At 68.0% G+C, this 19,484-nt stretch carries 19 protein-coding genes; 6 read left to right on the plus strand and 13 right to left on the minus strand.

What is annotated here, in order from left to right; all coding sequences use genetic code 11:
• Positions 1–18: 18 nt before the first annotated feature.
• The 4 genes from ilvC to miaA form a co-directional block, all read right to left on the minus strand.
• On the minus strand, positions 19–1,038 hold the full coding sequence (gene ilvC / locus ACTJKY_RS12535) for a ketol-acid reductoisomerase (RefSeq protein WP_440846488.1): 1,020 nt from the start codon (positions 1,036–1,038) through the stop codon (positions 19–21).
• Between the two features lie 50 nt (positions 1,039–1,088).
• Positions 1,089–1,604 carry an acetolactate synthase small subunit gene (ilvN, locus tag ACTJKY_RS12540; protein ID WP_440846489.1) on the minus strand — a complete coding sequence of 172 codons (516 nt, stop codon included), beginning with the start codon at positions 1,602–1,604 and terminating at the stop codon, positions 1,089–1,091.
• A gap of 46 nt (positions 1,605–1,650) precedes the next feature.
• On the minus strand, positions 1,651–3,396 hold the full coding sequence (locus ACTJKY_RS12545; RefSeq protein ID WP_440846490.1) for an acetolactate synthase 3 large subunit: 1,746 nt from the start codon (positions 3,394–3,396) through the stop codon (positions 1,651–1,653).
• Positions 3,397–3,488: 92 nt separating this feature from the next.
• Complete coding sequence (gene miaA, locus ACTJKY_RS12550) at positions 3,489–4,415, minus strand: tRNA (adenosine(37)-N6)-dimethylallyltransferase MiaA (RefSeq protein ID WP_440846491.1); 927 nt, start codon at positions 4,413–4,415, stop codon at positions 3,489–3,491.
• Between miaA and serB the strand changes: the two genes are divergently transcribed.
• Entirely contained in the window at positions 4,414–5,292 is an 879-nt protein-coding gene (gene serB, locus ACTJKY_RS12555; RefSeq protein ID WP_440846492.1) for a phosphoserine phosphatase SerB, read from the plus strand. The two genes, miaA and serB, sit on opposite strands and share 2 nt — an antisense overlap.
• A gap of 4 nt (positions 5,293–5,296) precedes the next feature.
• Here the strand turns inward: serB and ACTJKY_RS12560 are convergent, their stop codons facing one another.
• Both ACTJKY_RS12560 and ACTJKY_RS12565 read right to left on the minus strand, forming a co-directional pair.
• On the minus strand, positions 5,297–6,091 hold the full coding sequence (locus tag ACTJKY_RS12560) for a MipA/OmpV family protein (RefSeq protein WP_440846493.1): 795 nt from the start codon (positions 6,089–6,091) through the stop codon (positions 5,297–5,299).
• A gap of 14 nt (positions 6,092–6,105) precedes the next feature.
• Complete coding sequence (locus tag ACTJKY_RS12565) at positions 6,106–7,002, minus strand: SPOR domain-containing protein (protein ID WP_440846494.1); 897 nt, start codon at positions 7,000–7,002, stop codon at positions 6,106–6,108.
• Positions 7,003–7,135: 133 nt separating this feature from the next.
• Here ACTJKY_RS12565 and ACTJKY_RS12570 point away from each other — a divergent pair, with 133 nt between their 5' ends.
• Genes ACTJKY_RS12570 through ACTJKY_RS12580 form a run of 3 tightly spaced genes read left to right on the plus strand, consistent with a single transcriptional unit; the run spans position 7,136 to position 9,380 of the window.
• Positions 7,136–7,849 carry an AAA family ATPase gene (locus tag ACTJKY_RS12570; RefSeq protein ID WP_440846495.1) on the plus strand — a complete coding sequence of 238 codons (714 nt, stop codon included), beginning with the start codon at positions 7,136–7,138 and terminating at the stop codon, positions 7,847–7,849.
• Between the two features lie 5 nt (positions 7,850–7,854).
• Positions 7,855–8,160, plus strand: a complete 306-nt coding sequence (locus tag ACTJKY_RS12575; protein ID WP_440846496.1) for a hypothetical protein — start codon at positions 7,855–7,857, stop codon at positions 8,158–8,160.
• Positions 8,157–9,380, plus strand: coding sequence for an SPOR domain-containing protein (locus ACTJKY_RS12580; RefSeq protein ID WP_440846497.1), 1,224 nt, complete (start codon positions 8,157–8,159; stop codon positions 9,378–9,380). The genes ACTJKY_RS12575 and ACTJKY_RS12580 overlap by 4 nt, the downstream gene beginning before the upstream one ends.
• 4 nt (positions 9,381–9,384) lie before the next feature.
• On the opposite strand, the gene ACTJKY_RS12585 is transcribed toward ACTJKY_RS12580, so the two are convergent.
• From ACTJKY_RS12585 to ACTJKY_RS12605, 5 genes are all read right to left on the minus strand, one after another.
• Positions 9,385–10,605 (minus strand): dihydroorotase, encoded by a 1,221-nt coding sequence (locus ACTJKY_RS12585; protein WP_440846498.1) that lies wholly within the window; start codon positions 10,603–10,605, stop codon positions 9,385–9,387.
• Entirely contained in the window at positions 10,602–11,591 is a 990-nt protein-coding gene (locus ACTJKY_RS12590; protein WP_440846499.1) for an aspartate carbamoyltransferase catalytic subunit, read from the minus strand. Before ACTJKY_RS12590 ends, ACTJKY_RS12585 begins: the two co-directional genes overlap by 4 nt.
• A gap of 62 nt (positions 11,592–11,653) precedes the next feature.
• Positions 11,654–13,042 (minus strand): flagellin N-terminal helical domain-containing protein, encoded by a 1,389-nt coding sequence (locus ACTJKY_RS12595; protein ID WP_440846500.1) that lies wholly within the window; start codon positions 13,040–13,042, stop codon positions 11,654–11,656.
• Between the two features lie 87 nt (positions 13,043–13,129).
• Positions 13,130–13,591, minus strand: a complete 462-nt coding sequence (gene ruvX, locus ACTJKY_RS12600) for a Holliday junction resolvase RuvX (RefSeq protein ID WP_440846501.1) — start codon at positions 13,589–13,591, stop codon at positions 13,130–13,132.
• Between the two features lie 55 nt (positions 13,592–13,646).
• The gene (locus tag ACTJKY_RS12605; RefSeq protein ID WP_440846502.1) at positions 13,647–14,750 is read right to left on the minus strand and encodes a DUF3089 domain-containing protein; all 1,104 of its coding nucleotides are present in this window, start codon (positions 14,748–14,750) and stop codon (positions 13,647–13,649) included.
• Positions 14,751–14,898: 148 nt separating this feature from the next.
• Between ACTJKY_RS12605 and gatC the strand changes: the two genes are divergently transcribed.
• A complete protein-coding gene (gene gatC / locus ACTJKY_RS12610; RefSeq protein WP_121076543.1) occupies positions 14,899–15,186 on the plus strand; it encodes an Asp-tRNA(Asn)/Glu-tRNA(Gln) amidotransferase subunit GatC in 288 nt (95 codons plus the stop codon).
• Positions 15,183–16,664 carry an Asp-tRNA(Asn)/Glu-tRNA(Gln) amidotransferase subunit GatA gene (gene gatA / locus ACTJKY_RS12615; RefSeq protein ID WP_440846503.1) on the plus strand — a complete coding sequence of 494 codons (1,482 nt, stop codon included), beginning with the start codon at positions 15,183–15,185 and terminating at the stop codon, positions 16,662–16,664. Before gatC ends, gatA begins: the two co-directional genes overlap by 4 nt.
• A 42-nt stretch (positions 16,665–16,706) precedes the next feature.
• Here the strand turns inward: gatA and ACTJKY_RS12620 are convergent, their stop codons facing one another.
• Together ACTJKY_RS12620 and ACTJKY_RS12625 are read right to left on the minus strand one after the other, a co-directional pair.
• Complete coding sequence (locus ACTJKY_RS12620) at positions 16,707–18,173, minus strand: hypothetical protein (protein WP_440846504.1); 1,467 nt, start codon at positions 18,171–18,173, stop codon at positions 16,707–16,709.
• Positions 18,174–18,297: 124 nt separating this feature from the next.
• Positions 18,298–19,257, minus strand: a complete 960-nt coding sequence (locus ACTJKY_RS12625; RefSeq protein ID WP_440846505.1) for a glycosyltransferase family 2 protein — start codon at positions 19,255–19,257, stop codon at positions 18,298–18,300.
• Positions 19,258–19,484: the final 227 nt, after the last annotated feature.

Here is a 19,484-nt window from a genome sequence, read left to right on the forward strand (position 1 = left end):
CAAGGTTTCCGCCCGTGATCAGTTCTTCGACTGATCGACCAGCTTGTTGGCGCCGATCCACGGCATCATCGCGCGCAGTTCGCTGCCGACCTGCTCGATCTGGTGGCGCTTGGCGGCGATGCGGCTGGCCTTCAGCTCGGGCTGGCCAGCGCGGTTGTCGAGCACGAAGTCCTTCACGAAGCGGCCCGACTGGATGTCGGCGAGCACGCGCTTCATTTCCTTCTTGGTCTCTTCGGTGATGATGCGCGGGCCGGTCTTGATGTCACCGTACTCGGCGGTGTTCGAGATCGAGTAGCGCATGTTGGCGATGCCGCCCTCATACATCAGGTCGACGATCAGCTTCAGCTCGTGCAGGCACTCGAAATAGGCCATTTCGGGGGCATAGCCCGCCTCAACCAGCGTCTCGAAGCCGGCCTGGACCAGCGCGGTCGCGCCGCCGCACAGCACGGCCTGCTCGCCGAACAGATCGGTTTCGCATTCTTCGCGGAAGTTGGTCTCGATGATGCCCGAACGGCCGCCGCCGACGCCCGACGCATAGGCCAGCGCGACGTCATGCGCGTTGCCCGAGGCGTCCTGGTGGATCGCGATCAGGCAGGGGACGCCGCCGCCGCGGACATACTCGCTGCGCACGGTGTGGCCCGGGCCCTTGGGCGCGATCATGATCACGTCGATGTCCGCCGGCGGCTCGATCAGGCCGAAATGCACGTTGAGGCCGTGCGCGAAGGCCAGCGCCGAACCCGGCTTCATGTTGCCCTTGAGGTCGGCCTCCCAGATCGCGGCCTGGTGCTCGTCGGGTGCCAGGATCATCAGGACGTCGGCCCATGCGGCGGCTTCCTTGTTCGGCAGCACCTTGAAGCCGGCGGCTTCCGCCTTGGCGGCCGAGGCCGAACCCGGGCGGAGCGCGATCGCGACTTCCTTGACGCCCGAATCGCGCAGGTTCTGCGCATGGGCATGGCCCTGGCTGCCATAGCCGAGGATGGCGATCTTCTTGTCGGTGATCAGGTTCAGATCGGCGTCGCGATCGTAATAGACACGCATGGTGGTATTCTTCCCTTTCAAATCTGCGGTGCGCGGATGCGCGGAGAAATTCAGGCGGCTTCGCGGCCGCGCGAGATCGCGACGATACCGGTGCGGGCGACTTCGATCAGCCCCACTTCGCGCATCAGCTCGACGAACTTGTCGATCTTGTCGATCGTGCCGGTCACTTCGAACACGAAGCTGGAGATGGTCGCATCGACCACGCGGGCGCGATACACCTCGGCGAGGCGCAGTGCCTCGATCCGGTGATCGCCGGTGCCTACGACCTTGATCAGCGCCAGCTCGCGCTCGACATGCTCGCCCTTGACCGTGAGATCGACCACCTTGTGGACCGGCACCAGCCGATCGAGCTGGGCGATGATCTGCTCCATCACCGGTGCGGACGCAAAGGTGACGATGGTGATCCGGCTGATCAGGTCGTCGTCGCTGACCTCCGACACGGTGAGCGACGAGATATTATAGCCGCGCGCCGTGAACAGGCCGGCGATCCGCGCGAGGATGCCGGGCTCGTTATCGACGATGACCGCCAGCGTGTGGCGCTCGATGGCTTCTTCCTTGATGTGCATTTCTACCCCTTCGATCCTGCCCGCGCGGGGAGGATCCAAAATCCGGTCAAACCAGCGCCTTGGCCTCGTCGTCCATCTCGCCGGAGACTTCGCTCGCCTGGAGCAGCATCTCGGTGTGGGCGGCACCCGATGGGATCATCGGGAAGCAGTTCGCGAGCTTCGCGACGCGGCAATCGACCAGCACCGGGCCGTCATAGTCGAGCATCGCCTGGATGCCGTCGTCCAGCTCCGAACGCTTCTCGATGCGGATGCCCTTCCAGCCATAGGCCTCGGCCAGCTTGACGAAGTCGGGCAGGGCGTCCGAATAGCTCTCCGAATAGCGCGACTGGTAGGTCAGCTCCTGCCACTGGCGGACCATGCCCATATATTCGTTGTTCAGGATGAAGATCTTCACCGGCAGGCGATACTGCGTCGCGGTCGCCAGCTCCTGGATGTTCATCTGGATCGAGGCTTCGCCGGCGATGTCGATGACGAGATCGTCCGGATTGCCCAGCTGCGCACCGATCGCCGCGGGCAGGCCATAGCCCATGGTGCCAAGACCGCCGCTGGTCAGCCACTTGTTCGGCGCTTCGAAGCCGAAATGCTGGGCCGCCCACATCTGGTGCTGGCCGACCTCGGTGGTGATGATCGGGGCGCGATGCTTGGTCGCCTCGTACAGCGCGCGGACCGCCCGCTGCGGCATGATCGTCTCGCCCGCTTCGGGGAAGTCGAGGCAGCGGCGCGCGCGCCAGCCCTGGATGCGGCTCCACCATTCGCCCAGATCGGGCTTGGGATGGCCGCGCGACTTCCAGCTTTCCACCATCGCGTCGAGCGCACGGGCGCAATCGGCGATGATCGGCAGATCGACGCGGACATTCTTGTTCACGCTCGAACGATCGATGTCGATGTGTACCTTGCGGCTGTTCGGCGCGAAGGCATCGAGCCGGCCGGTAACGCGGTCGTCGAAGCGGGAGCCGACCGCGATGATCAGGTCGGCCTGATTCATCGCCATGTTGGCTTCATAGGTGCCGTGCATGCCGAGCATGCCCAGCCACTGGTCCGACGAGGCGGGCAGGGCGCCCAGGCCCATCAGCGTCGAGGTGACCGGCGCGCCGGTCAGCGCCGCCAGTTCGCGCAGCAGGCGCGTGGCTTCGGGACCCGAATTGATCACGCCGCCGCCGGTGTAGAAGACCGGGCGCTCGGCCGCGGCGAGCATGTCGACCGCTTCCTGGATCTTCGCCGCCTCGGGCTCGGTGGTCGGGCGATAGGTCTTGTGCTGGATCGGGCCCGGCGCCTCGTAGCGCGCCGTCGCGACCTGGACGTCCTTGGGGATGTCGATCACGACCGGGCCGGGGCGGCCCGAGACGGCGATGTGGAAGGCCTCATGGACGGTCGCGCCCAGCAACTCCGGCCGCTTCACCAGATAGTTGTGCTTGGTGCAGTGGCGGGTGATGCCGACCGTGTCCGCTTCCTGGAAGGCGTCGGTGCCGATCAGCGTCGTCGGCACCTGGCCGGTGATGACGACCATCGGGATCGAATCGAGCAGCGCATCGGTGATGCCGGTGATCGCGTTGGTCGCGCCCGGGCCCGAGGTGACGAGGACGACGCCCGGCTTGCCGGTCGAGCGGGCATAGCCTTCGGCGGCGTGGGTCGCTGCCTGTTCGTGGCGGACCAGGATGTGCTTGATCCGGTCCTGCTTGAACAGGGCGTCGTAAATCGGAAGCACGGCACCGCCCGGATAGCCGAACACGACTTCCACCCCGAGGTCGGTCAAAGCCTCGATCAGGATGTCTGCGCCGCTCTTCTCGGTCACATTTGCCTCCACGCAATCAAAAATGGTATACAGTGCGGAAAGAGCTCCGCCGGAGAGGGGCTGCTACTCGCACGAAAATGATGCGTCAACCCCTATTGAAATAATTTCCTTTCAATCTGAAGTAGGTTTTCGTACGTATCTGTCTCCGCTGTCGCCTCCCACCCCCCTGGGGGCTGGCGGCGGAACCAAGTGTACTGGCGTTTGGCATATTGGCGGGTGGCGGTAGCGCCGGCTTCCTGCGCCTGTTCGGCCTCCCATTCGCCACGCAGCAGCCTGCCGATCTCGTCCACGCCGATCGCGCGCAGCACCGGCGCGTCCGCGGGAATGTCGGTGCGGGCGAGCAAGGCGCGCACCTCGTCTTCGGCGGTGGCGAGCATGGTGGCGAAGCGGCGGTCGATCCGCTCGCTCAGCCAGGCGCGATCGGGCAGCAGGATCATCGCGGCGAGTTGGACCTGGTCGCCGATGCCGCCCTCGCGGCGGTCCTGCCATTCGGCGAGCGTGCGGCCGGTCGAGCGCACGACTTCAAGGGTGCGGGCGACGCGGGTGGTGTCGGCCGCATGCAGCCGCGCGGCGGCGGCGGGGTCGGCAAGGGTGAGCGCCGCATGTGCCTCGGCGACGGGGAGGGCGCGGACCTCGGCGCGGATCGCGGGATCGATCTCCGGGACCGGGGCGATGCCGTCGATCAGCGTGCGCAGATACAGGCCGGTGCCGCCGACCAGGATCGGCAGGCGATCCTCGGCATGCGCCTCAGCGATCGCGGCGCGCGCGTCGGCGGCCCAGCGCGCGGCCGAGCATGCCTCGGCGCCGTCGATATGGCCGAACAGCCGGTGCGGCGCGCGTGCCTCTTCCTCTGCGGAGGGGCGGGCGGTGAGGATACGGAGATCGGCATAGACCTGCATCGAATCCGCGTTGATCACTGTGCCGCGATGCTTTTCGGCGAGCGCGAGGGCCAGCGCGGACTTGCCGCTGGCCGTCGGCCCTGCAATGAGCGCGACGCGCGACAGCCCAGGGGAAATCATGTTCATTGCGACGCTGATAGCAGAAGGTCTTACGTCAGGGCAGCTGGAGGCGGTGAAGGATCGCCTCGCGGCCGCGGGTTGCGCACCCGGCAGCTGGCGCTGGCTCGACGACGGCATCGCGGCGGACCTGCCGTTCACGGCTCAGCCCGATGCGGCGCGTGCTGCGCTAGAAGGGGCGGTCCCCGGCGCCGACGCGATCGTGCAGGTGGAAGCGCATCGCGAAAAGAAGCTGCTGGTTGCCGACATGGATTCGACGATGATTACCGTCGAGTGCATCGACGAGCTCGCCGACTATGCCGGGATCAAGCCGCAGATCGCCGAAGTGACCGAGCGCGCGATGCGCGGCGAGCTGGACTTTGCCGAGGCGCTCGATGCCCGCGTCGCGCTGCTCAAGGGGCTGCCCGAGACCGCGATCGACCAGTGCCTCGCAGAGCGCGTGCGGCTGATGCCCGGCGCCCAAGCGCTGGTCCAGACGATGCGCGCGCGAGGTGCGCATACCATCCTCGTCTCGGGCGGCTTCACCCGCTTTGCCGAGCCGGTCGGCACGCAGATCGGCTTCGATCGCCGCATCGCCAATGTGCTGGAGATCGAGGAGGGCAAGCTCACCGGCACCGTCACCAAGCCGATCGTCGACAGCAGCACCAAGGAAACCACGCTGCTCGGCGCGATGGCCGAGCTGGGCCTCGCGCCCGAACAGACCATGGCGGTGGGCGACGGCGCCAACGACCTGGCGATGATCCGCAAGGCAGGCCTCGGCGTCGCCTATCACGCCAAGCCCATTGTAGCGGCAGCGGCAGGGGCTCGCGTTGACCATGGCGACCTGACGGCGCTGCTCTATGCCCAGGGCATCGCCCGCGCCGATTGGGTCACCGGCTGAGGACCTAGCGCACGCCGCGCCCGAAGGTGTAGCTGAGCGCAAGGCCGCCGTAGAACTGGTTCTTCGAGCCGTAGCGTTCGGTGATCGGCGAGCGCGCCGCATCGCCGGTCAGCCGGTCATAGGCGAGATAGCCATAGAGGCCCCAGCGCTTGGTCAGCTGGCGGATGCCGGTGGCGGCGAGGCCGACGCTGTGCACGACATTGTCGCCGACCTGATAAACCGGGATTCCGGCGGCGGCCGCATCGCGCTGGGTCACGCCGAAATAGGCGCGGCGATATTTGGCGTCCGAAAGGCCTAAACGCGGACCGACCGAGACCAGCCAGCTATCGCCGTCGCGCTCAACATAATCGAGGGCGACCATGCTCACCAAGCCCTCATGCCCGCCCGCGCCCTTGCGCACTTCTGCATAGGCGCGGAGCTTGGGAGCGACATAATAGCCGGCGAACACGCCCGGCTCGACGGTGAAGTCGACCTTGGCGAGGTCCGCGCCGGCGCGCTTGCGGGTGCGGGCGCTCTGGAAGCCGACGACGATGCCGGCCTCGAGGCCATCGCGATCATACAGCGCAATATTGGGGTTTTCGTCCGCCGCTTCGAACTTGAACTGCTCGTCGCCGCGCGCGGTGGCAAAGTCGAACAGCGGGCGCACCGCATCGTGATCGGCGCCCGGATAGCTCGGCGTTCCCTGCGCGCCGACGGCGATGCGATAGCGGCGCGGTACATCCTTGCTGTCCTCCGACTGGGCATGCGCAGGCATCGCAAACCCGAGCAGCAGGCCGGCGCACAAGATGGATCGTTGCATGTCGTTTCTCCCCGTCAATGTTGCACTGCCATGCAGGGCTTGATCGCGCCACAGGCTTTTTCCGCCTCGGCCTGTGAGGGGAAGGGTCCGACGATTAAGCGGGTCAGCTTGCCCGAGGTGGAATAGAAGGGCTGGCGGCCGGGGAAGCGGGTGCGGACCTGGCCCCAGAGCCGCTCGGCATTGCCCGGGGCGGCGAAGGCGCCGAGCTGGAGCCGCCAACTGCCGTTGGCGTGCGGCGGCGGCGGCGCGGTCGCGACCGCCGGCTTGGCGGCGTGGGCGACGGCGATCGGCGCGGTCTTGCGGGGCGGGGCGCTTTTCGGAACCGGCGTGGCGGCCGCGTGCTCCTCCTTGGCGTAGCGCTGCGCCAGGGCTTGTGCCTGCTCGCGATCGGCGGCCGGGATGTTCTGGTCCATCTGGGCCAGCGTGCGGGTGGCCGCGTCGAGCCCGCCGGCCGAGGCACGGAGCATCAGCGCATAGGCGCGCACCCAGTTTCGGGCGACGCCGTCACCGTTGAACAGCATCACGCCTAGCAGATATTGCGCGCGCGGCTCGCCATGCGCGACGGCGCGCTCCAGCCACGGCACCGCGGCTTCCCGCTTGCCGTTCTCGAACAGCATCATGCCGTAGTTCGCCTCGCCCAGGTCATGCCCCTGCAGCGCGGCGAGGCGGTACCATTTCTCGGCCTCCACCATATCGACGGGCACGCCGCGGCCGAGCTTGTAGATCTGGCCGACATTGTACTGCGCGTCTGCATCGCCCTTCTCGGCTGCCGGGCGCCAAGCCTGCATCGCGCCCGCATAGTCGCCGCGATTATAGGCATCGACGCCCGCCTTCACGGCAGCGTCCTGGGCAAGGGCGGGCGGGGTCAGGCCAAGGCTGGCGAAAAGCAACAAGGCGGCAGGCAGGCGCATGGCGAATCCCCTCTTTGGCGGCCGTTCGGACGCTGCGCCCGTTGCGTAGCGGCTTAGCGGGCCCCCGTTAACTCGATCTTATCCGCGGCCGTGGCAGACGGTGTGCGAGTATCCGTCGACGTCGAGAGGGTAAATGCGCGTTCTGGCGCTGGCTTCGCAAAAAGGTGGATCGGGCAAGACGACCTTGTCCGGCCATCTGGCGGTGCAGGCGCAGCTCAGCGGTGCCGGCCCGGTGGCGATGATCGACCTCGATCCGCAGGGTTCGCTGACCGACTGGTGGAACGAGCGCGAGGCCGAACTGCCGGCGCTCGCCCAGACCAGCATCGCCCGCCTCGCCGCCGATATCGAACTGCTGCGCCAGCAGGGCTTCAAGCTGGTGGTGATCGACACGCCGCCCGCGATCACCCCGGCCATCCTCACCGTGATCCAGATCGCCGAGCTGATCGTCATCCCGACGCGGCCGAGCCCGCACGATCTGCGCGCGGTAGGCGCCACGGTGGAGCTGTGCGAGCGCGCCCACAAGCCGCTGCTGTTCGTGGTCAATGCCGCCACCCAAAATGCCCGGATCACCGCCGAGGCGGCGCTGGCGCTGTCGCAGCACGGCACCGTCGCACCGATCATGCTCCACCACCGCACCGATTTCGCCGGATCGATGATCGACGGGCGGACGGTGATGGAGGTCGATGCCGGCAGCAAGTCCGCCGCTGAGGTCGAGAGCCTGTGGGCCTATGTCTCGGACCGGCTCGAGAAGAATTTCCGCCGCACCGTGTTCGCGGCGCCCGCAGCGGCTGCCCCGTTCGCGGCAGCGCGGCCCGGGGGCGGCTTTGGTCGCCGGGTGGTGAATTGAGCGCCATGGACAAGCCGATCGCGTCGCTGAGCGCCGGGCTGCTCGCCCGCAAGCCGGTGCCGGTGCTGTCCGATGGCGATGCGGTCGCCGCGCAGCTGGCCCGCACCGCGCGGGCGACCAAGGACAAGGCCGCGTTCACCCTGCGCCTCGATGCCGAGCGGCGACTGCGCCTCAGGCTGGCGGCGGCGGTCACCGGCCGCTCGGCGCAGCAGCTAGTGACCGAGGCGATCGACACGATGCTGGCCGACATGGCCGAACTGGAACCGCTCGCGCGCCGGATCGCCGCGATCGAAGGACAAGAAACGATATGACGTCCCGCAAACTGCTCTCGATCGGCGCGGCGCTGCTCGCGCTGGGCGGCACCGCCGCGACCGGCGTGATGGTGCACGGCGCCGCCTCCGCCGCCGTCGCGGCCAACGCCAAGAAGGCGGCGCGCGAGGCCCGGTCCGCGCAGAAGGCGCTGGCCGCGCACAAGGCCGCCGCCGCGGTTGCCCATGCCGAGCAGGCGGTGGCGAACGATCCGCAGCGCGGCGACTATCGCACGCTGCTCGGCCAATCCTATCTGCTCGTGGGGCGCTTTACTTCGGCGGCCCAGGCGCTGCGTGACGCGCTGGCGCTGAACCCCGAGGATGGCCGCGCGGCCCTTAACCTTGCGCTCGCCAGCATCGGCACGGGCGACTGGGGCGGGGCCCGGACATTGCTGCAGGCGCATGCCGCGCGCATTCCCGCTGCCGACCTCGGCCTCGCGACCGCCTTGGCCGGTGATCCGAACGCCGCGCTCGAGATCCTGGCGCCCGCAGTGCGCGCACCCGATGCGACCGCCCGCACCCGGCAGAATTTCGCGTTGGTGCTGGCGCTGGCGGGCCGCTGGGGAGAAGCCAAGACTGTGGCGGCAATGGACGTCGCACCCGACCAGCTCAACGCGCGGATGCTGCAATGGGCGAGCTTTGCCCGGCCGGCCAACGCCTATGACCAGGTTGCCGCCGTCCTCGGCGTGCAGGCGGTGCAGGACGGCGGCCAGCCGGTCGCGCTCGCGCTGGCCAAGCAGCCGGACTTCGCCGCCGTGACGCCGGCACCGACGCCGACGATCACACCGGAACCCGAACCGGCGCCGATTCCGGTAAGCGAGCCCGTGCCGACGCCCATGTTCACGCCGGTGCCGGTCCGCATGGCAAAGTCCAAGCCCGTCAAGCCGGTCCCACCCAAGGCTGCACCGATTCCGGTGGCGAGCGGCGCCTATGTCGTCCAGCTCGGCGCCTTCGCCAATGCCGGCGTGGCGCGCGATGCCTGGCAGAAGCTAAGCGGTCGCGTCGCGGCGCTCCGCCCGCTCAAGCCGCAGGGTGCCACCGTGCCGAGCGGTGCGGCGACGCTCTATCGCCTCTCGGTCGGCGGCTTCGCCCGCAGCGACGCCGATGGGCTCTGCCGCGCGGTAAAGACCGGCGGCGGCAATTGCTTCGTGCGCATGGCGGCGGGCGACGCGGTAGCGAGCTGGTACAAGCCCGCCGGCCGCATCGGCATCGCCGCCCGGTGATCGATCAGACCAGCGCGCCGCCCTTGTAGAGCTGCAGCACCCGCCCTTGCGTAGGCAGGCGATCGAACGGGGTGTTGCCGGCGCGCGCGTTCATCTTGCGCGCGTCGATCACCCAGGGCGTTTCCGGATCGAGAACGATCAGGTCGGCCGGCAGGCCCGGCTTGAGCGCACCGCTCTCCAGCCCGAGGATCTTCGCCGGATTGGCGGCGAGCAGCGCGAACAGCTGGTCGAGGCCGATCTTGCCGTCGCGCACCAGCGTGAGCGACAGCGCCAGCAGCGTCTCGGCGCCCGCCATGCCCGGCTCGGCATCGGCGAAGGGCAGGCGCTTGGCCTCGGGCCCACGCGGATCATGGCCGGAGGCGATCACGTCGATCGTGCCGTCGGCCACCGCCAGCAGCGCCGCCTGGCGGTCGCTTTCGTCGCGCAAGGGGGGCGAGAGGCGGGCGAAGGTGCGGAAGTCGCTGATCGCGATGTCCGACAGCAGCAGATGCGCCGGCGTGATGCCGCAGGTGACCTGCACGCCGCGGCGCTTGGCGGCGCGGATCAGGTCGAACCCAGCGGCCGTCGTCACCTGGCGGAAGTGGAGCTTGGCGCCGGTTTCCTCGGCCAGCATGAGGTCGCGGGCGATGGCGAGCGGCTCGGCGATCGATGGCGCGCTCGGCAGGCCGAGGCGCGCGGCGGTCTCGCCCGCGGTCGCGACGGTGCCGTCGGCCAGCCCGCCGTCCTCGGCATGCGCGACGACGGTGAGGTTGAGGTCGCGTGCGTAGAGCAGCGCCTTGCGCATCGTGCCGGTGTTGGCGATCCAGCGCCGCCCGGTGGCGATGGCGCGGGCGCCGGCCGAGGCGTTGATCGCGATCTCGGCAAGATCCTCGCCCTTGAGGCCCTGCGTCGCCGCGGCGAGCGGGTGGACCCAGAGCTGCGGCTTGCCCGAAACGGCGGCGCGGCGGACGATGCCGGGATCGTCGAGCACCGGCGACTGGTCGGGCATCAGGCCGACGCGCGCGATCCCGCCGAAGCGGCAGGCGCCCTTGTCCACGGCGAACACGCCCAAGTCGATCAGCGCGGGCGCGAGCACCTTGCCGGCGACATCGACGATTTCGGCATCGGCCGGCGCATCCACCGCGCCGACCGCGGCGATGCTGTCACCCTGCACCAGCAGGTCGCCTTCGGAAATGCCGCCTGCGGGGCAGACCAGCTTGGCGTTGCGGAAGAGGATGCTGTTCATGCCCAGCCCTCCACGCCGCGCGATCGTCGTGTCAGCACGTCGAGGCATGCCATGCGCACCGCCACGCCCATCTCCACCTGTTCGGTGATCGCGCTGCGCTCCGGATGGTCGGCGACGATCGAGTCGATTTCGACCCCGCGGTTCATTGGGCCCGGGTGCATCACCAGCGCGTCGGGCTTGGCCCGGGCCAGGCGTTCGGGGGTGAGGCCGTAGCGCATGTGGAACTCGCGAGTCGAAGGGATGTAGCCGCCGGCCATGCGCTCGTTCTGGACGCGGAGCATCATCACCACGTCGGCGCCTTCCAGCGCGGCATCGAAATCGGTGAAGGGGGTGACGAACATCCGGTCCATGGCGGGCGGCATCAGCGTTGACGGCGCGACCACGCGCACCTCGGCGGCCAGCGCGGTGAGCGCGAGGATGTTCGATCGGGCGACGCGACTGTGGAGGATGTCGCCGCAGATCACCACGCGTTGACCTGCCACCGACCCCCGGCGACGGCGGATGGTGAGCGCGTCGAGCAGCGCCTGGGTCGGGTGCTCGTGCCAGCCGTCGCCGGCGTTGAGCACCGGGCAGTCGACCTTGTCGGCGATCAGCCGCACCGCGCCCGAGCTGGCATGGCGGATCACGATCACGTCGGCGCGCATCGCGTTGAGCGTCACCGCGGTGTCGATCAGCGTCTCGCCCTTCTTCACGCTGCTCTGCGCGGCGTGCATGTTGACGACGTCGGCGCCGAGGCGCTTGCCCGCGATCTCGAACGACAGCAGCGTGCGCGTCGAATTCTCGAAAAAGGCGTTGATCTGGGTGAGGCCTTCCAGGCGCTTGTCGCTCTTGGCGCGGCTGCGATTGGCCTCCACCCATTGTTCCGCTTCGTCGAGCAGGAACATGAATTCGTGGGGCTGAAGTCCCGAAATGCCGGTGAGGTGCCGGTGCGGGAAAACGGCGCTGCCCTGTATCTGGGCACCGGGGCGATGATCGGAGGTGTGCATTAAAGCCGCCGCCTAGAGCGGGGGCGGGCCGGGCGCAAGGCCGCGACTCCGCCGCGCCCGCGTTATGCGGCCTTCTTGTCGAACAGCGAGAGCAGGATCTTGGGCTGATCGTTGGCGATCGACAGCGCCTTGGCGGCAAGCTGCTGCTTGATCTGCGCCGACTGGAGCTTGGCCGCTTCGACGCCAAGATCGGCATCGACGATGTTGCCCACCGCGATGTCGAGCACGTCGCCCAGCTTGGTGTTGAACAGGCTGGCGATGTCGAAGGAGCGTGCCTTGGTGCCGAAATGGCTGAGCGCTTCGTTGACCCGGCCCGTGGCGCCGTCCACCGCCCCCATCGCGCTGCCCAGCGCACCGAGCCAATCGACGGTGTTCAGTCCCAGGCCCGTGGTCGACAGGTCGCGCGAGCCGATGCTGATCTTCTCGCCATTGGTGCCGGTGATCACATTGTAGCTGAACGGCACCGCGCCTTGCCCTTCGCTCGTCGTAGAGCTGGTGGAGGTGCTCGCGATCGGTGCGGTCTTGTCGTTGAGGGCGACGCCGGTCACTGCCCAAGCGGTGGCCGAGTCGGCACCGTTCGGGTTGAAGCGGAAGGTGAGGTCGCCCTTGCTCGGGTCATAGTCGAAACTGACGATGTTCTCGCCGCTCACTGCCTTGCCGGCAGACACGGCGCCGCCGCCGGCGGCATAGGTCTGCCCAGTGGCCGCGATCCGCGCGCCATTCTGCCACACCTCCATCACGTCGCCCTCGCCGAAGGCGTTGAACGCAACGTCCATGCGCCCGGCCTGGTTGCCGCCCGATACGGTGTAGCTGGTGCTGGCATTCTCGGGCGGGGTGCCGAGCGCCTTGGCGGCGAGTTCGGGGTCGCCCGCATTTGCGCTCGTGGCGTCGGTGGTGACGGTCTGCAGCGTGCTGCCGGTGCCGGTGTTGGTCAGCGTCGATCCCGGCGGCAGCGCCGCCATGGTGGGCAGCGCGGGCGGGGCATAGGTAGACGGCGACATCGTCGTCACGGTCTTCGTGGTCGTCACCGTGGCCGGGCGACCGGTCAGCAGGTTGATCCCGTTGAGATTGCTGCTTTTGGCGATTGTGTTGATCTGGTCGACCAGCGCCTTTACGTCGTCCGCGATAGCGTTTTTCGAGCCGCCGTCGCTGCCGGTAAGGCTCAGCGCCTTTTCGCGAATGCTGTTGAGAATATTGCTGATCTGCTCAGCGCCCATGTTGGCGACGTCGAGTACCGAGCTGGCATTCGCCATGCTTTTGCCGATTGCGCGGCGCACGTCGGCGTCGCTGCGCAGCTGCTGGGCGGTGATATAGTCGGCGCTGTCGTCCTTGGTGCCGTTGACGCGCTTGCCGGTCGAGACCCGCTCCTCGTGGACCTGCACCTCGGCGGTCGCAGCATTGAGCGCGCGAACCGCATCCGCCGCGCCCGTGTTGGTCAAGATCGACAGCATCTTCCGAACTACCCACGTTGATTACGAGGAAGTCTACGTGGTCAGGGTAAACGGATCGTGTCTTTCAGCAAGTGCCGAAAGAAAAAGTCACGTGTTTACCAGACCATCGATAGCGCCTTGCAGAATATAAGCGGCAGCCATCTTATCGATCAGCTCGGCCCGTTTGGCGCGGCTGGCGTCCTGTTCGATCAGCGTGCGCTCGACCGCGACGGTAGACCAGCGCTCGTCCCACATCAGGATGGGGAAGCCCAGGTCTTCGAGATTGCGGGCAAAGGCGCGGGTCGATTGGGTGCGGGGGCTGTCGGTACCGTCGAGATTAAGCGGCAGGCCGATGACCATGCCCCGGACCTGCTGGGCGGCGATCAGCTCGACCAGCGCCGCCTTGTCCTTGGTGAACTTGGTGCGGCGGATCAGCTGGGCGGGGCTCGCGAAGCTCCAGCCGGCGTCGCACAGCGCGGTGCCGATCGTCTTGGTGCCGACGTCGAGGCCGATCAGGCGGCCGCCTTCCGGCAGGACTGCACGGAAATCGCTGGGAACGATGGTGATCACCGCGCGGCTATAGGGGAGGCGGGGCGGGGGTGCAAAGGCCTCCCCGCCGTCGTGATTAGGGCTTGTAGGCGGCCAGCCGGCGCGCGGCATCGGCGCGGACATTGGCCCAGAACAGGCTGTAGTCGAACACGTGGTAGTTGTTGCCCGGCAGCACATATTGGCCGAAGTCGGGCGGGGTCGCGCCGATGGTGAGGATGCCGCGACCGTCGCAGCGCGCTGGCACCCGGCCGGCCTCGAGATGCGCGGATTGCAGGTTCAGGTCCGGGATCAGCGATCCGAGGTTCGCGCTTGCCGGCGCGGAGTCGTTCGGCTTGCCGGTCAGCGGGTTGGTGCAAAGCATCTTCGTCCCCGCGCGCGGCTGGCCGGTGAAGCCGTTGGTGGCGTCGAAGGTGTCGACGATCAGCGCCGGGTCGGCGGGTTCGGCGAAGCTCTGCCAGGATAGGATGCAGCCGGCTTGGTCGGGGCCGGTGCAGGCGGGCAGGCCCATCTTGGGCAGGTCGGCGGTGAGCGAGACCGGCCATCCCACCACATAGGCGGCGACGACCCGCTTCGCGATCGGCGTGCCCGCGACTCGCTCAGCGAGCAGGCGGGAAAGGTGCAGCGCACCCTGGCTATGGCCGGCGAGGATGATCGGCCGGTCGCCGGCTTCGTGGAGGAATTCCTCGAACGCCGCCGACACGTCGCGATAGGCGAGGTCGAGCGCCTTCTGCGCCTGCGCCTTGCTGGTGAGGAACGCCCCGAACGTCGCCTGGCGATAGCGCGGTGCCCAGATCGCGGCGCTGCCGTTGAACGCGCTCGCCTGGCCGCGCAGGAACAGCTCGGCGCGGGCGTTGGCGTCCGGGTTGTCGAGCGGGGCGTTCCACTGCTTGGTGTCGAGGAACGAGGTGGGGTGGATGAAGAATAGCGCCGCCCGGGGATTGGCCGCGGGTGTGTGCCCGGCAGGGGTCCACAGCGCCGGGTTGCCCGGCTTGTCCGGCCGCGCGATCCACATCTCTGCCTTGGCATAGTCGCGCGGGGAAACCGGCGGCAGGTCGGCGGCGTCTCCGGCGGGCACCATGAACTGGCGCATCAATTGGATGCCGTAGAGCCTGTAGGCGAACATGGATGCCACGCCAAGCATGATCAGGATCGCAACCGCATAAAGAAACTTTCGGGCCAATCGGCCTCTCCATTGTGCAATGCAGCATAAACGGGCGGCGACGCAATCGCGTTCCGGCCAGTGTTGCGTGCGAAGGATGCAACCGCAAGTGCCGATACAGCGCGACGGACGCTTGAAGGGGCGCGGCTCGGCTGTTAGGCGCAGATGCATGTCCGTAGACACCGCAACCGTGAAGAAAGTGGCGAGCCTGGCGCGTATCGCGATCAGCGACGCCGACGCCGAGCGCCTGGCGCCCGAACTCAACAACATCCTCGGCTGGATCGAGCAGCTCGGCGAGGTCGACACGAAGGATGTCGCGCCGATGACCGCCGTGATCCCGAACACGCTGCGCCTGCGCGCCGACGTGATCACCGACGGCAACCAGCGCGAGGCGGTGCTGGCGAACGCGCCGCAGGGCGAATTTGGTTTCTTCACGGTTCCGAAGGTGGTGGAATGAGCACGCTGACCGATCTGGGCGTCGCCGCCATCCGCAAGGGCGTGCGCGACGGCGAATTTTCCGCGCGCGAAGTCGCCGAGGCGTTCAACACCGCCGTGGCGGGTGCCGACGCGCTCAATGCCTTCATCGTCAAGACCCCCGAGCATGCGCTCGCCGCCGCCGATGCCGCCGACAAGGCGCGCGCCGCGGGCGAGACGCTCAAGCCGCTGGCCGGCGTGCCGATCGGCATGAAGGACCTGTTCGCCACCAAGGGCGTACAGACCACCGCTGCCAGCCACATCCTCGAAGGCTTCAAGCCGGAATATGAGTCGACCGTCTCGCACAAGCTGTGGGACGCCGGCGCCGGCATGCTCGGCAAGCTCAATCTCGACCAGTTCGCCATGGGCTCGTCGAACGAGACCAGCTATTTCGGCAACGTGATCTCGCCGTGGCGGCGGGGCGAGGGCAACAACACCCCGCTCGCGCCGGGCGGCTCCTCGGGCGGCAGCTCGGCGGCGATTGCCGCACGGCTCTGCCCGGCGGCGACCGGCACCGACACCGGCGGCTCGATCCGCCAGCCCGCGGCGTTCACCGGCATTTCGGGCATCAAGCCGACCTATGGTCGCTGCTCGCGCTGGGGCGTGGTGGCGTTCGCCTCCTCGCTCGACCAGGCAGGGCCGATGGCGCGCGACGTGCGCGACTGCGCGATCATGCTTGAGGCGATGGCTGGGTTCGACCCGAAGGACTCGACCTCGCTCGACATGCCCGTGCCGCACTGGGAGGCGGGCCTCTCCGCCGATCTGCGCGGCAAGCGCGTCGGCATCCCGGCCGAGTACAGGATGGACGGCACGCCGGCCGAGATTGAGGCGCTGTGGCAGCAGGGCATCGCCTGGCTGAAGGACGCGGGTGCCGAGATCGTCGAGGTCAGCCTGCCGCACACCAAATACGCGCTGCCAGCCTATTACATCATCGCGCCGGCCGAGGCCTCCTCGAACCTCGCCCGCTATGACGGTGTGCGCTACGGCCTGCGCGAGCTGGCCGAGGGCCAGAACCTGCAGGAAATGTACGCCGCCACCCGCGCCGCCGGCTTCGGCGACGAGGTGAAGCGCCGCATCCTGATTGGCACCTATGTGCTTTCGGCAGGCTTCTACGACGCCTATTACACCCAGGCGCAGAAGGTCCGCACGCTGATCGCGCGCGACTTCGACAATGCCTGGAGCCAGTGCGACCTGCTGCTCACCCCCACCGCGCCGAGCGCAGCGTTCGGGCTGGGCGAGAAGGTCGATCCGCTCGCGATGTACCTCAACGACGTGTTCACCGTGCCGGCCAGCCTGGCAGGCGTGCCCGCGATGAGCGTGCCGGGTGGGCTGGACGCGGCAGGGCTGCCGCTGGGCCTGCAGATCATCGGCAAGCCGTTCGACGAACAGGGCGTGCTCAACGCCGGCCTCGCGCTCGAGCAGCGCGCGGGCTTCACCGCGCGTCCCAACGCCTGGTGGTGATGTGATGCCGGGGGCGGTAGCGTAGCGCTGCCGCTCCCGCCTTCAGCGCGCAGATTGCGCGTTGGCGCTGCGCAGCTGGATCAGGATCGCCAGCGCGAACAGCGGGATCAGCCAGGCGACGCGGCCCTGGTAGCGATCGAACACTCCGGAAATCGCACCGCACACCGCGCCGTTGAGCAGCACGGCGAACACCACCAGCAATGTTGCCTCGAACAACCGTGTCGGCCACAAAACGACCGGCTGGGTGTCGCTGGCGCGCCGGGACAGCCGCACCGCCAGGACCGCCAGCGCCACGCCGCCCAGCGCATAGCTGGCGAGCATCAGGCTGCTGAGCAGCCGCAGCGGCATGGTCTGGGTCGCGATGCCGCTGTCCTGCCGATAGGCCGCGACGTCGGGGTGCAGCAGCGTCGTCGTCGCGTCGCGGGGCATCACGGCATATTCGGTCACGCCCACGCTGGCGATCTGACGGAAGACACCGGCGACGCTCTTGCCGAGCTGTTCCAGGCCATGGGTGCGCAGCGTGCCGAGCACGATCGGCCATTGCTCGCTGCAGATCTGCGCCTTTTCGGCGGCGGACAGGGAGGCGAAGCTGCTTGCGTTGCCGTCACCGCTCCACAGGAACTCGTTCTCCGTCATCGGCATGCGCGATACGAAGCGGCAGGTGGCGTAGGGGGTCTGCGCGCAGGTCTCGCGCAGATATTGCTCCGCGGTGCGATCTCCGATCACGCGGGCCAGCAGGAAGGGCGGCGAATAGACCGTCAGCCCGGCATGGCGCGCGGCCATGCTGAAGGCGACCTGCCCGAGCCCGCCGACGGCGATCAGCAGCGCGATCAGCCCCAGGCTGGCCCAGCGCGGCCGCCGGGTGACGAGGCCGAGCAGCAGCAAGGCGCAGAACATGCCGAGTGCGAGCAGCAGGTGCGACTTGTGGAACAGGATTGCCGCGACGCCCAGCGCCAGCCAACCGAACAGCTCCAGGCGCGATACTGCAGGGCGATAGATCGCAATGATCGCGAGCGCGAGGATCAGCAGCCCGGCGAACACGTCCGGCATGAGGGTGGTGGCGAAGATGCCCGCGCCGCCGATCAGTCCGGTAGCCGCCACCACCGTCCAGCGGACCCCCTGCGGAGCCGCTGGAGCGAGGTGCCGAAGCGCGGCATAGATTGCGACGACGCAGAGCAGTGCCTGGAGCACGGGCAACGCCCATAGCCCTGCCACCGCCCAGCTCAGGATGAAGGCGGTACCGTAATAGACCGAGCGTGCATCGGACACGCCGTCTTCGGTGTTGATCCCCATGGCTGCCGCCGGGCTGCTCTGCGCGGGTGCTGCGGCCGGGTGCGCGGCGGGCAGGGGGATGTGCGCCGCGCTGGCGGCCGCCTTGCCGGCTTGGAAATAGCCTACCGAGTCGGGATAGAGGATCGGGCTGCGGTTGATCGCGGCGGGGACGAGGAACAGCAGCAGCGCGACGAAGGCGAAGAGAAGATCGGTTCGCTTCCATCGTGCAACCGTCATGGTGTACCTAGTCCTTCTAACCCGCGGCCGGGATACTCGTCGAAGGTTCCGGTCGTGCCGTGAAATGCCTTCAAGCTTGTCATGGTTCCGTTTCGGCTGCGTTCAGAGCAGCCGAAGCCGCCGTTCAGGCGCGCGGCGCCGGAACGCCCAGATAGGCCAGCCGCCGGATCTCGCGCCGGCCGCGTACCACCGTGTCGAGGATCAGGCCGGTGAAGATGTTCAGCACGCCGATGATCGACAGGCCGGTGACGAGCACCGCCGTTGGGAAGCGCGGCACCAGGCCGGTGTGCGCGTAGGTAATCGCCAGCGGGATCGCCAGGATGATCGCGAGCAGCAGCGCGATGCCGCCGAGGAGGCCGAAGAACAGCACCGGCCGCTCGATCCGGAACAGGTTCACGATCGTCCGCAGGATCCGCCAGCCGTCGCGATAGGTGGAAAGCTTCGAGGTCGAGCCTTCCGGACGCGCGGCATAATTGGTGACGATCTCGGACACCGGCATGCGCAGTTCGAGGGCGTGGATGCTGATCTCGGTCTCGATCTCGAAGCCGGCGGACAGCACCGGGAAGCTCTTGACGAAGCGGCGCGAAAAGACGCGGTAGCCCGACAGGATATCGGTGAAGCTGCGCCCGAACAGCTGGGCGAGCATGCCGGTCAGCATCGCATTGCCGAAGCGGTGGCCGCGGCGATAGGCCAGCTCGATCTCGGATTTGCGCGCGCCGACAACCATGTCCAGCTGCTCGTCGATCAGGCGGTCGACCAGCTCGGGAGCGGCGTCGGCATCATAGGTCAGGTCGCCGTCGGAAAGGACGTAGATGTCGGCCTCGACATCGGCGAACATACGACGGACGACATTGCCCTTGCCCTGCATGCGCTCGCAGCGGACGACGGCGCCGGCCTCGGCGGCCACTTCGCAGGTCCGATCGCGGCTGTTATTGTCGTAGACGTAGACGGTAGCTTCCGGCAGCGCGTTCTTGAACGCGGCCACCGTGCGGCCGATCGCCACTTCTTCATTGTAACAGGGAAGCAACACGGCGATCTTCAGGCCGGAAAAGCGTCCGGCACCAGTGATGGCGTTCGGTGACATGAAGCTACCCCTTGTACTCGCTTGCCTAAATTCGGCAGCGCGGCGGTTGGGTAGTGGATCATTTCGCCTTGTGCAACGCCGAACAACTCGGCTTTGAGGGCAGTTCGTCGCGTTGCGGGACTCTCTCGGGCTGCAATTTTCGCTGCGATGCACAATTGCGCCGGGCCGCGCCGTTCCTGTCGGCCAATTGCCCGCTGGACCTGAACGCCGCGACGCGCGATAGGCGA

Source organism: Sphingomonas sp. 22176, assembly GCF_052045505.1.
GTDB lineage: Bacteria > Pseudomonadota > Alphaproteobacteria > Sphingomonadales > Sphingomonadaceae > Sphingomonas.